Origin of the sequence: Solwaraspora sp. WMMD791, assembly GCF_029581195.1 — a bacterium.
Taxonomy (GTDB): domain Bacteria; phylum Actinomycetota; class Actinomycetes; order Mycobacteriales; family Micromonosporaceae; genus Micromonospora_E.
Map to the genome: position 1 here is coordinate 4,095,640 of NZ_CP120737.1, position 12,290 is coordinate 4,107,929.

Sequence of the window (12,290 nt, forward strand, 5' to 3'; positions counted from 1 at the left end):
GGCACCGACCGGGGCACCCGCAGTGCATGGGCCCCTCACCCACCGACCCACGGCACCTGGCCGGCATCGTCGACCGCTGGGTCGGCCGGCCAGTCCTCGTCGTCGGCGACGCGATGCTCGACGAATGGCGCTTCGCCATATCCACCCGGCTGTGCCGGGAGGCGCCCGCCCCGGTGCTCGCCCTCGACCACCGGCAGATCGCTGCCGGCGGGGCCGCCAACACCGCTGTCAACCTGGCCGCCCTCGGAGCCCGGCCGTTGCTGGTCGCCCCGATCGGCGTCGACCCGATCGGCGACCAGGTGGCCCGCTGCCTGCACCAGGCCGGCGTCCAGGACCGGATGGTCGCCCAGCCGGGAGCCCGTACCCCGGTGAAACGCCGGCTGATCGCCGCCGACCAGATCCTGCTGCGCGAGGACGAAGGCGACCTGTTCGGTACGCGGCCCGCCGCCACCGAGCGACTGCTCGCCGCGATCGCCGCCAGCACCGAGCAGATCCGACTCGGCCCCGCCACCGGCCCGGCCGGACCCGACCGCCCCGACCTGGTGATCTGCGACTACGGGCTCGGCGGCCTGGCCGAGCCGGTCCGGCGCTGGCTGATCGACAACCGGCACCGCTACGGCACCGTCGCCCTCGACGCCCACGACCTGCGCCAGTGGGCGGGACTGCGGCCCACCGTGATCACCCCCAGCATCGCCGAAGCGGCCCTGGCCGTCGGTCACGCCGTACCCGATCATCACCGCACCGACGCGGCGCGGTCGCTGCTGCCCCGGCTGCGGGCCGCCACCGGCTCCGAGGTGGTCGCGGTGACCCTGGACGTCGACGGCGCGGTCGTCGACGACGGCCACGGCCCGGCCCACCACAGCCCGACCACCCCGGTCCCGGCCAGCCGGGCCGTCGGCGCCGGCGACGCCTACCTGGCCGCCCTCACCCTCGCCGTCAGCGTCGGTGCCGCCGGCCCGGCCGCAGCCGAGCTGGCCCAACGCGCCGCCGCGCTCACCGTCCGCGACATCGGCACCTGCGTATGCCACCGGGAAACGCTGCTCGCCACTCTCACCGACGCCGGCACCGACCCGGCCGACCTCGTCGACCAGGTCCGCACCGCCCGCGCCGCCGGCGCCCGGATCGTCTTCACCAACGGCTGCTTCGACGTCCTGCACCGCGGCCACGTCACCTACCTCGCCGAGGCCGCCGCCCTCGGCGACCTGCTGATCGTCGCCGTCAACTCCGACGACAGCGTCCGCCGGCTGAAGGGACCCGACCGGCCGGTCAACCCGGTCGAGGACCGGGTCGCCGTCCTGACCGCGCTGACCTGCGTCGACCACGTCGTGACCTTCGAGGAGGACTCACCGGCGGCGCTGATCGAACGGATCCGGCCCGACGTCTACGTCAAGGGCGGCGACTACCCGCCGGAGATGGTGCCCGAAGCGCCCCTGGTCCGCCGGCTCGGCGGCGAGGTGCACATCCTCGGCTACGTCGCCGACCGCTCCACCTCGGCGATCATCGACCGGATCCGGGCCGAGCACGTCGACGTACGAGGTGGCACGTGAGCCGACCACTGTCCCCCGGCGACCCGGCCGAGTTCCGCCGCAACCGGCTGCTCGACGTACTGATCCCGACCCGCAACCGGCCCGCCGAACTGGCCACCACCCTCGCCGGGCTGGCCGCCCAGGAGCTGCCGGAGGAGTTCGGCGTCGTGGTCAGCGACCAGTCCGACGGTGGGCCGGCGTGGGCCGAACCGGCCCCGGCCAGCATGGTCCGGGCGCTGCGGCACACTGGTCACCCGGTGCTGCTCACCCGCCGGCTGCCCCGACGCGGGCTGGCCGAACACCGGGCGTACCTGCTCAGCCTCTCCACCGCCCGGCTGGTGCTGCTGCTCGACGACGACGTCTGGCTGGCCCCCGGCACCGTGGACCGGCTGGTCACCGCGCTGCGCGAGCTGCGCTGCGGCTTCGTCGGCAACGCCGTACACGGATTGTCCTACCTGGACGACGTACGGCCGCAGGACCACGACGCGTACGTCGAGTGGGACGGCCGGCCGGAGCCGGAACGGATCCTGCCCGGCACCGCGCAGTGGCAGCGGGCCCGACTGCACTCCGCCGCCAACCTGCTGCACGTCACCGAACGACTGCGGCTGCGCCCCGACGAATGGCGGGCGTACCGGGTCTCCTGGATCGGCGGCTGCGTGCTGTTCGACCGGGCCAAACTGGTCGCCGCCGGCGGCTTCGACTTCTGGCGGCAGATGCCCCCCGACCACCAGGGCGAGGACGTCGCCGCCCAGCTCGCGGTGCTGCGCCGCTACGGCGGCGCCGGCATCGTGCCCAGCGGCGCCTACCACCTCGAATCGCCGACGACCGTCACCGAACGGCGGGTCGAGTGCTGGCAACTGCTGCTCGACGACGCCGACGAGGCCGGCGAAACCGGCGAGGCCGGCGAACGCCAGCAGCGACGACACCAGGAGGTACGGCGATGACGGTGCGGCTGGTCCGGCCGACCACCACGATCTGGCAGTGGGACGTGGCGGTGCTGCGTACCCTCGTCGAGGCCCTGCCCGCCGGTGAGGCCGCGCTGCTGGTCGACGCCCTTCCGCCGCTGCTGGCCATCGCCGCCCGGCCCGACGACCACGCCGACCACGGCGACCAGGGCAGCGACCAGGTCGAGTTGGTCGAGTTGGTCCGCCGGGTCCGGCGACGCACCGCGACCTACGACCTCGACGACGACGCGGTACGCGAGGAGATCCGCGCCGCGCTGGGCCGCGTCGCCGGCCACTGCCCGGCCGGGCTGCTCTACCGGCTGCAGCTACCGCTGCCCGACGACGTCCGTGCCCTGTTCCCGGAGCCGGTCCGGGTGCACGCCGTCGGCACCGGTTAACTCGGCGACCGCCTCCAGCACCTCGGCCACCGGCACGTCGACGACGAACGACTCCTGATGTCCGCAGCTGGGCCCGCCGCCCCGGGCCGGGAAACCGACCCGGCTGACGTCCTGTCCGCAGACCGGACAGTGGATCGTGAACGCGGCCAGCGGCCGGTGCCGGCCACGCAGCGGCGGCGCGCCGTTGAGCAGGTTGCCGATCCAGTAGATGCCGACCGTCGGGGTGCCGACGGCCGCCGCCAGGTGCAGCGGGCCGGTGTCGTTGGCGACCAGGACGGCGCTGCCGGCGAGCAGCCCGGCCAGCCCGCCCAGGCTCAGCGCGTCGACCACCGTACGCACGGGTCGGGTCGCCGCCGCGGCCACCTGCTCGACCACCGCCCGTTCCGGCCCGGTACCGGTCACCAGCACCTCGAATCCCTGGCCGACGCAGACGTCGGCGACCGCCGCGAACCACTGGGCCGGCCAGCGCCGCCGGGGGTCGCTCGCCCCCGGGTGCAGCACCACCCGGGGCCGCCGGGCCGGCCCGAGGACCTCGTCGGCTTCGGCCCGGTCGGTCTCGGTCACCGGCACCCGGGGCAGCATCGTCACCGGCGCGGCCCCGAGCAGTCCCACCACCTCCAGGTACCGGAACACCTCCGGCTGGTAGTAGACATAGCGGATCCAGCGGTCCAACGGCGGTGCGTCGACCGCCCGCAGCCCCGCCGTCACCCGCGCACCCAACGCCGTGACCAACGGGTTGCTGTTGCGTCCGCCGCCGTGCAGCTGCACCGCCAGGTCGAACCGCTCGCGGCGGGCCCGCTCCACGAACTGCGTCATCGTCGTCGGCTCGTCGCCGGGTGCGGCGGCCCGGATCCCGTCGGCGGCGGGCACCACCAGCACCCGGTCGACCGGGCCGGGCCGGTCGACCACCGCCCGGGCGTCCAGCCAGCGGGCATGCCACGGGGCGCCGAGCAGCACCAGCTCTGCCTGCGGGTACGCCGCCCGCAACGCGGTCAACGCCGGTACGGCGAAAATGAAGTCACCGAGCGCGTTGGCCCGCAGTACGGCGATCCGCCGCACGTCGGGTACCAGCCCCGGGTCGTCCGGCAGCAGCGGCACGGCGTACGGAGTAGGCGCCACGGCGTCGGTCATCGGGCAGTGCTGGGCTGCTGGCGCTGCATGGACGCCTCGCCGACGTGCGGATGATGCATCTCCCGGTCGGCCGCCGGGTCGATCTCCTCGGCGCCGATCGCATCGGCGTCGGCGGCGATCCGCACCTGCTTCCCGCCGCTGGCCCGGGCGCCGGCCGAGCCGGCGGTCGGCTGCTGGTACTGCGGTCGGCCGACAGTGATCGACCGACGTCCGCCCGGCTCGGCACGGGGCATCGTGACAGTCAGCAGGCCGTGGTCCATCACCGCGTCCATCCGTTGCACGTCCACCCCGCTGGGCAGGCGCAGCCGGTACTCGAAGCCGCGCTCGGTCGATCCGCTGTCCGGCATCCCGTTGTCGATGTTGACTTCCTGCTCCGACCGCGCCCGCACACACAGGTCGGCGCCGTCGACCTCGACGGCCACCTCCTCCGGGGCAACCCCGGCCAGTCGGGCGACCACCCGCCAGCCGTCGTGGGTGTCCTGCAGTTCCATCTCGGGCGGGCCCGCGTCACCGCCGAGGGCGCGGTTCAGCTCCGACCAGAGCGACTGCAGATTGCCGATCGGATCCCAGCCACGGTCCTGCATCTGGTCGCGGGGTTGACTCATCCGGCACCTCCCGTACGGTCCGCCCCGGGCGGGAGGGTGGACCCGCCCGGTCGCGGGGGCAGCATCCCCGACGCGTACCCACGGATCGGGACGGCAAACCGCGACTGGGGCGGGCCAGGGCTGGGCTGGGACCGGTTACGGAGCTGTGCGTCTGCTCCGGCCCGGTGGGTGTGCCGGGCCGGAGCAGACGGTGTCAGGTGGCGCGGTGGTTGCGGCCGTGCTGGTGGTTCAGCGTTGCAGGGTCAGCACACCCGGCCGGTACGGCAGCAGTCCGTAGTCGCCGCCGGAGTTGGGGTCGCGTCCCTGGTAGAGGAACTGGAGGTTGCAGGGGTCGATGGTCATGGTCTGGTCGGCGTTGGTGCGGATGAGTTCGCCGTGGCTGATGTCGTTGGTCCAGGTGGCGCCGCTGTTGGCTTTTCCGGCGAAGGGGTTGGATTCGGTGGTGGCCTGGGGGGTCCAGGTGCCGCCGAGGTTGGTGGCGGTGAAGGAGCGGAAGTAGCGGCCCTGGGAGCCGATGGCTTCGACGATCATGAGGTAGCGCTGTTGGCCCTGGAGTTTGTAGACCTGGACGCCTTCGAAGAGGTTGTTGGTGGTGTCGGTCATGATGGTGGTGTAGTTGGAGCCGAAGCTGCCGGGGAAGTTGCCGATGGGCATGCTGGCGCGGTAGATGCGGCCGTTGTCGCCGGCGAAGAAGAGGTACATGTTCTGGTCGTCGCCGATGAGTGCCTGGTCGATGGGTCCGGTGCCGGAGTTGGAGATGCTGCCGGTGAACAGGGTCTGGTGGGCCGACCAGCTGTTGACGTTCGTCGGGTTGGTGGAGGTGCGGTAGGAGAAGGCGGGGCCGCCCCACTGGTAGGCCAGGACCCAGACGTTGCGGGGGGCGAAGTAGAACAGGCTGGGTGCGACGGCGGAGAACGGCATGGCGTTCTGGCTGGCCGAGCCCATCTGGTTCCAGTTACTGAACAGGCCGAAGTTCATCGAGCCCCAGCTGGTCCCGAAGTCGTGGGTGGTGCCGTAGACGAGGTGCTGGCCGTTGTACGGGGCGTGGGTGAAGTCCTTCAACGACACCCAGCCGGAGCGGGGCTGCGCCAGCGCGCCGGTGGACGACCAGCGGTACGTCGACGGCAGGTCACAGGTGCCACCCGGTGGAGGTGTGGTCGCTGGCGGCGCGGTGGTGGGATTGGGGTTCGGGTTGCCACCGACCCGGACCAGTTGCCACTGCTGGTTGGCGCCGCCCCAGTCGTCGTACTGCACGACGGCGCCGCCGTCGGCGGTCGACGCACCCTGCACCTCCAGGGCCTTGTTGCTGTGCCGGCTGATCAGGCGAATGTAGCCGCCGTCGGAGTTGGCCACCCGCCACTGCTGGTTGGTGCCGTTGAGGTCGGACCACTGCACGATCGCCGCGCCGTTGGCGGTCGACCAGTTGTAGACGTCGAGGACCTTGCCCGAGTGCCGGGCGCGTAGCCGGTAGTAGCCGCCGCCGGAGTCGACGAACTGCCACTGCTGGTTGTTCCCACCCGACCTCGCGTACTGCTGAATGCAGGCGTTGTCCGCCGTGGACACTCCGCAGACGTCCAGCGCCTTGCCGCTGTTGCGGTTCACCACCTCGTAGTAGGCGCTCGGATCGATCGGCCCGTTCGCCGGTGGCGGCGTGGTGGGGTTCGGGCCCGGGGTGGTCGGGCTCGGGCCCGGAGTGACGCTGTTCAGCGCGGAGAGGGTGGCGTCGTACGCGGGCTTCTTGTTGCCGTTGTTGTCGAACAGCAGCGGCGTGCCGTAGGACCGCCACGAGTCACTGTCTCGGATGCCCCACACCGTGATCCCGGTGCAGCGGGCGATCGCCAGACAGTCGTTGACCACACCCCGGTAGGCGTTCGCCTGGGCGGTGCCGGAACCCTCGATGTCCAGCTCGGTGATCTGCACGTCCACCCCGAGGGCGGCGAAGCTCGACAGCGTCGTGCGGTAGTTCGACGGGTACGGCGACTGTGCGTTGAAGTGCGACTGCAGACCCACACAGTCGATCGGCACCCCGCGCTGCTTGAAGTCCCGCACCAGGTTGTACGCCGCCTGCGTCTTCGCCCACGACCAGTTGTCGATGTTGTAGTCGTTGTAACACAGCTTCGCGCCCGGGTCCGCCGCCCGCGCGGCCCGGAACGCCGCCTCGATCCAGTCGTTACCGGTGCGCTGCAGGTTCGAGTTGCGCCGGGCACCGGAGTTGCCGTCCTCGAACGCCTCGTTCACCACGTCCCACGAGTGGATCTTCCCCCGGTAGTAGGACGCGACCCGGGTGACGTGGTTGAGCATCGCCTGGCGCAGCGCGGAGCCCTCCATCTGCTCCATCCACGGCGGCTGCTGGGAGTGCCAGGCCAAGGTGTGACCGCGGACCGCCATCCCCCGCGAGATCGCGTGGTTGACGATCCGGTCACCGTTGGTGAAGTTGAACTGGTTCTGCTGCGGCTCGGTCGCGTCGATCTTCATCTCGTTCTCGGCGGTGACGCTGTTGAACTCCCGGTTCAGGATGTTCACGTACGTCGAATCACCGAGCTTGTTCGCCGCGACGGCGGTGCCGAAGTACCGGCCCGACTGGGCGGCGGCCGCCCCCAGCGTGGACTCGGCGGCGTTGGCGAGGTTGGGAAGCAGGGTCACGGTGAGGACCGCGACGAGCGTGGCGGCGCCTGTGGCCCAGAGCGTTCGGAATCGACGCCGGGCCGGACGGTGGTGAGGGTTCACTGATCCTCCGGTGCGGTGGACGGATGTGCACTGGTTGGAGCGGGACGGATTGTTAGCGCTAACATCGATGCGGATTCATCTAGAGTTGCAGAAAGTTCCGGGGTTGGCAACCAGCGGGATCCGACTCGTCCCGCATTCACCACGGTCGCCCTCACATGGCACCTGACCTGGCGTACGCGATCGGTGACGCATCGACGTGGGTCGCCGGCCGGCACCGTACCGCTGCGGCCTGGCCGGCTCGACCGGCCGGGATCGCGACCTACGGGCGCTCACATTTCCGGAAGTTTTGCGAACAGTACGCCGGCACCAGCCGGTACCGAGCGACCGGCGACGGGCCCGAGCGGCCTCGGCCCCGGCCAACCACAGGTCCGAGCCGTGCGGTTGTATCGGGACGACGGCAACGCCACAGCCGGCGCTGCACCTCCACGACCCCGGCGAGACGGACCAATGATCATCCTGATGCACAGCTCCAAGACGATGCGCCCACCGACGGGCGACCACGGTCACCCGGCAACCGGCGTACCAGCGCTGCTGGAGCGGTCCACCGAGTTGATCACGTACCTGCGGACCCTGTCGGCCGACCAGCTCCGCCGGATGATGGCCGTCTCCGCCGAGCTGGCACAGCGGACCCGGCAGCAGTACGCCGAGTGGACCACCACGCCGCAGCACCAGAGCCCGGCAGCGGCGACGTTCGTCGGCGACATCTACAGCGGGCTGCAGATCGACACGTTCAGCCCGGCCGACCGGTCACACGCCGACCGGCACCTGCGCATCCTCTCCGGTCTGTACGGGATCCTGGGCCCCTTCGACGGCGTCTGCCCGTACCGGCTGGAGATGGGTTACCGCCTGCCGGCCGAGCCGTACGCCAACCTGTACCGGTACTGGGCGGACTCGATCGCCGCGCAACTACCGGCGACCGGCTGGATCGTCAACCTCGCCGCCAACGAGTACAGCAAGGCCGTCCTGCCGTACGTCGACCCCGGCCGGGTGGTCACCCCACGGTTCCGCACCGTCGACCCGGCATCCGGTGAACCGAAGTTCGTGGTGGTCCACGCCAAGATCGCCCGGGGTGCGTTCGCCCGGTGGCTGGTGTCCCGCCGGATCGCCGACACCGCCGACCCGGTCGCCGAGCTGCGCGCGTTCGACGACATCGGCTACCGGTACGACCCGGCGTCCAGTACGCCCGACGCCCCGTCGTTCATCTGTCAGGAGTTCGGCGGCAAGGGCCTGTCCGTCCGCCTCACCTGACCGGCCCGACCTCAGCTCAGCCGAGCCAGGAGATTGCACCCTGTCGCTGGTTGTCGAGGCCCCAGAGGGTTTACGGGGGGTCGACGGGGTAACAAACCGTCAACTGGTGAACAGCAACCGGCCGGTCATGCAGACGCCGCGCAGTGGGTTTCCGCCAGCCGGCGACGTCGACGCGAAGACGTAAGGGGACGACCATGCCGAACATCCAGCAGCCCGAGATGCGCCGCAGCGGCGAGACCCGCCTGGTGCAGGAGAGCGACGGCCGTCAGGACAAGGCCGGCAAGAGCCCGCGGGCCGAGCATCGCACCGTTCCCGCCGAGCAGCAGTCCCCGTACGGCCCGGGTGTCACTGAGAGCAGATCGCATCAGGAGCCCACGGGCCGCGAGGCCGAAGGCGAATAGCGCACCGCGTTCGCCATCAGACCATCGCATTGACCTGCACAAACGCGACGGTGCGGTGGGCTCGACACCGAGGAGCGTGTGAGCGCCTCCGGCGATCATCAGCGAGGACAACGAGTTGCGGAACAACAGCGCCAGCTCGGCCTGCCGTCGGGTGCGGCTCCTGACCGGGCCAGCCCGGCCGCGAGCCTCGAGGAGGCGGTGGAAGGAGGTCGTCAGCGCCTACGACGCCGAGACCGAGCGCAAGACGGCCGGCGATGACGGCTACGAGACAAAGCCGATCCTGACCGGCACTTCTGCCGGTCAGGATCGGATCCTGGAGCCGCCTGACGGAATCGAACCGTCGACCTACGCATTACGAGTGCGTCGCTCTGCCGACTGAGCTAAGGCGGCAACGATCAACCAGTGTACGGCACCGGGCAGCCGGTACGCCCGCCGGCCGGAAGCCGGCCCCGACCGGGCACCAGGCCGGCGGATGACAGGGGTCGATGACCGACAGTAGGCTGCCAGACGTGGACGATCCGACCGGAACCGCCCCGCCCGACTCCTCGACCGGCCCGCACCAGACCGGTACGACCGCGACCGGCCCCGGTCAGACCGGCACGGGCGGTGTCGATCCGGCCGGCGACCGCCGCCCCCGGCCCCGCTCACTCGACCCTTCGGAGCTCGGCTTCACGCCCCGACCGCCGGTGCCGTGGCTCGCGCCGATGCTGCTGCTCAGCACCGGACTGCGGACGGTGCTGGCGATGCTGTTCGGCGCGTACCTCGACAAGCGGGAACTGCAGGGTGCGCTTCCCGACGACGTGCACCACCACGACGCCGTCGACGGCGAGCTGTGGATCGACTACGTCGCCGACCTCGGTGACGGTTTCCCAGCGACCTACTCGTTGGCGTACCTGCTGGCGCAGCCGGAGCTGGCGGTCGACGGTGCCGGCCGGCTGCGCCGCGGCGATCTGCTGGTGATGGGGGGCGACCAGGTCTACCCGTCGGCCAGCGGCGAGGCGTACGAGGACCGGTGCAAGGGTCCGTACCAGGCGGCGTTGCCGACGATGCCGGCCGGCCGGCCGCAGCCGACGCTGTACGCCATCCCGGGCAACCACGACTGGTACGACGGGCTCACCGCGTTCCTGCGGCTGTTCGCCCGGCGGCGGGACGCCTCGATCGGCGGCTGGCGCACCGAGCAGAAGCGGTCGTACTTCGCCGCCCGGCTGCCGCACAACTGGTGGCTGTTCGCCATCGACGAGCAGTTCGGCGCGTACCTGGACGACCCGCAGCTGATCTACTTCGAGAAGGCGGCCGAGCAGCTCGGGCCCGACGACCGGGTCATCCTGGCGGTGCCGGAGCCGACCTGGGTCAAGGCCGTCGTCGACCACCAGGCGTACGACGCCGTCGACTACTTCCTGCGTACGGTGATCAAGCCGACCGGCGCCCGGGTGCCGGTGATGATCTCCGGCGACCAGCACCACTATGCCCGGTACGCCCACCCGGACCGACAGTTGATCACCTGCGGCGGTGGCGGCGCCTACCTGTCGGCGACCCACACCCTGCCGGAGCGGATCACCGTGCCGCCGGTCGACACCATCGCCCGCAACGCCAGCCCACGCCGCCAGTACGGCCTGGCCGGGCGTTACCCGCAGGCCGACCGGTCCCGCCGCTACAGCTGGGGGATCTTCCACCGGTTGCCGCGCCGCAACCCCGGCTTCGTCACCCTGCTCGGCACCCTGCAGACCCTGCTGATGCTGGCCGTCGCCGGCGTCATCGTCTCCTGGGCCGACACCAACGGGCAGCGGTTGTTCAGCATCCCGCTGGTCGCGATGGTGGTGCTCACCCTCGGTGCGTCGGTGGTCTTCGCCAAGCCGCCGAGCGCCAGCGGCGTACGACATTCCCGGCACTGGCTGCTCGGGCTCGGGCACGGCGTCGCGCACATCGCGCTGGCCTGGTGCGGTGCGCTGATCTGGCTGCAGCTGCCGTTCGTCGACTGGCCGTGGCCGCTGCCGGTGGTCGCCGCCGCCGTCGTGTACGGGCCGGTCGCCGGTCTGGTCGCCAGCCAGCTGACCGCCGGTTACCTGGTGCTGGCCGGTGCCTTCGACGTCAACGTCAACGAACTCTTCGCCGGGCAGGGCATCGAGGACTCGAAGAGTTTCGTCCGGATGCGGATCGCCGCCGACGGGGCCCTGACCATCTACCCGGTGGCGGTCGACCGGGTGTGCCGGCGCTGGCGGGCCGACCCGGCCGGGGCGCCGCACGACCCGTGGATCGTGCCGGAGCAGCCGCTGACCGCCCGGCTCGCCGAGGAGCCGATCACCGTCCGGTGACGCGGCGCGCAGCGACGGTGCCGGTACCGGTGCCGGTGCCGACAGCGAAGGCTGCGGTCAGCCGTACGCCTCGTCGTGGGCCTTTCGCGGGCCGCAGACCGACGCCCGGCTGCAGCTGCACCGGCTCCCGTCGGCGTCCATCCGGACCACGACCGCGTCCCGGGGGACGCTGTGGCCGACCACCCGCCCGTCGCCGTCGGGGGTCGACACCCGGGCACCGATCGGCGGGGCGGACTCGGCGAACTTGGCGTACAGCGGATGTTCGTACTTCAGGCAGCACATCAGCCGGCCGCAGGCGCCGGAGATCCGCAGCGGGTTCAGCGGCAGGTCCTGGTCCTTGGCCATCCGGATCGTCACCGGCTCGAAGTCGGTCAGGAACGTGGCGCAGCACAGGTCCCGCCCGCAGGATCCGATCCCGCCCTGCACCCGCGCCGAGTCACGGGCGGAGAGCTGGCGCAGCTCCACCCGGCAGTGCAGGGTGGCACCGAGGTCACGCACCAGGGACCGGAAGTCGACCCGGTGCGGCGCGGTGAAGTAGATGGTGGCGCGGGAGCTGTTCAGCGTGCCGGGCTCCAGCACGTGGTCGACGGCGACGACCTTCATCGGCAGGCCGTGCTCGCGGATCAGCCGCTTCGCGGCGACCTTCGCCTCCGCCTTGCGTTTGCGCTGCACCTCGTCGCGGCGCAGATCCTGGTCGGTGGCGATGCCGGCGAGCCGGGGGAACCCGTCGGTGGGCTCGTCGACCCACTGCGGTGCCCACACGCACTCGGCGACCTCGGTGCCGTCGTCGGTCGGCACCAGGACCTTGTCGCCGACCGCCGGCCGCAGCTCACCCGGATCGAGGTAGAAGAGGCGCCCGTACCGGTTGAAGCTGACCGCGCAGAGCATCCCCATGGGCCCCACCCTACGTCGCCGCCCGCGCGCCGAGAAGGCCGCCGTACATCGAACAGCCGTCCCGGCGCTGCCCGATCCGGCAATGCCGGCCGACCGAACGGCCG

At 71.5% G+C, this 12,290-nt stretch carries 10 protein-coding genes and 1 tRNA gene; 6 read left to right on the forward strand and 5 right to left on the reverse strand.

Annotated features, from left to right (window positions below; all coding sequences use genetic code 11):
• Positions 1-26 precede the first annotated feature (26 nt).
• Genes rfaE2 through O7623_RS18175 form a run of 3 tightly spaced genes read left to right on the forward strand, consistent with a single transcriptional unit; the run spans position 27 to position 2,868 of the window.
• Complete coding sequence (gene rfaE2 / locus O7623_RS18165; RefSeq protein WP_282224222.1) at positions 27-1,547, forward strand: D-glycero-beta-D-manno-heptose 1-phosphate adenylyltransferase; 1,521 nt, start codon at positions 27-29, stop codon at positions 1,545-1,547.
• A complete protein-coding gene (locus O7623_RS18170) occupies positions 1,544-2,470 on the forward strand; it encodes a glycosyltransferase family A protein (RefSeq protein ID WP_282224223.1) in 927 nt (308 codons plus the stop codon). The genes rfaE2 and O7623_RS18170 overlap by 4 nt, the downstream gene beginning before the upstream one ends.
• Positions 2,467-2,868, forward strand: a complete 402-nt coding sequence (locus O7623_RS18175; RefSeq protein WP_282224224.1) for a DUF2267 domain-containing protein — start codon at positions 2,467-2,469, stop codon at positions 2,866-2,868. Before O7623_RS18170 ends, O7623_RS18175 begins: the two co-directional genes overlap by 4 nt.
• On the opposite strand, the gene O7623_RS18180 is transcribed toward O7623_RS18175, so the two are convergent.
• The 3 genes from O7623_RS18180 to O7623_RS18190 form a co-directional block, all read right to left on the reverse strand.
• Positions 2,797-3,999, reverse strand: a complete 1,203-nt coding sequence (locus O7623_RS18180; protein ID WP_282224225.1) for a glycosyltransferase family 9 protein — start codon at positions 3,997-3,999, stop codon at positions 2,797-2,799. The two genes, O7623_RS18175 and O7623_RS18180, sit on opposite strands and share 72 nt — an antisense overlap.
• Positions 3,996-4,604, reverse strand: a complete 609-nt coding sequence (locus O7623_RS18185; protein WP_282224226.1) for an Hsp20/alpha crystallin family protein — start codon at positions 4,602-4,604, stop codon at positions 3,996-3,998. The genes O7623_RS18180 and O7623_RS18185 overlap by 4 nt, the downstream gene beginning before the upstream one ends.
• 228 nt (positions 4,605-4,832) lie before the next feature.
• Complete coding sequence (locus tag O7623_RS18190) at positions 4,833-7,241, reverse strand: non-reducing end alpha-L-arabinofuranosidase family hydrolase (protein ID WP_282229461.1); 2,409 nt, start codon at positions 7,239-7,241, stop codon at positions 4,833-4,835.
• Between the two features lie 537 nt (positions 7,242-7,778).
• Between O7623_RS18190 and O7623_RS18195 the strand changes: the two genes are divergently transcribed.
• Both O7623_RS18195 and O7623_RS18200 read left to right on the forward strand, forming a co-directional pair.
• Entirely contained in the window at positions 7,779-8,579 is an 801-nt protein-coding gene (locus O7623_RS18195) for a YaaA family protein (RefSeq protein WP_348775093.1), read from the forward strand.
• A gap of 194 nt (positions 8,580-8,773) precedes the next feature.
• Positions 8,774-8,980 (forward strand): hypothetical protein, encoded by a 207-nt coding sequence (locus O7623_RS18200; protein ID WP_282224228.1) that lies wholly within the window; start codon positions 8,774-8,776, stop codon positions 8,978-8,980.
• Positions 8,981-9,294: 314 nt separating this feature from the next.
• Here the strand turns inward: O7623_RS18200 and O7623_RS18205 are convergent.
• A tRNA-Thr gene (locus tag O7623_RS18205) sits at positions 9,295-9,370 on the reverse strand.
• Between the two features lie 119 nt (positions 9,371-9,489).
• Between O7623_RS18205 and O7623_RS18210 the strand changes: the two genes are divergently transcribed.
• Positions 9,490-11,292 carry a metallophosphoesterase gene (locus tag O7623_RS18210; protein ID WP_282224229.1) on the forward strand — a complete coding sequence of 601 codons (1,803 nt, stop codon included), beginning with the start codon at positions 9,490-9,492 and terminating at the stop codon, positions 11,290-11,292.
• A gap of 57 nt (positions 11,293-11,349) precedes the next feature.
• Here O7623_RS18210 and ricT read toward each other — a convergent pair whose 3' ends face one another.
• Positions 11,350-12,186, reverse strand: a complete 837-nt coding sequence (gene ricT, locus O7623_RS18215; protein WP_282224230.1) for a regulatory iron-sulfur-containing complex subunit RicT — start codon at positions 12,184-12,186, stop codon at positions 11,350-11,352.
• Positions 12,187-12,290 lie beyond the last annotated feature (104 nt).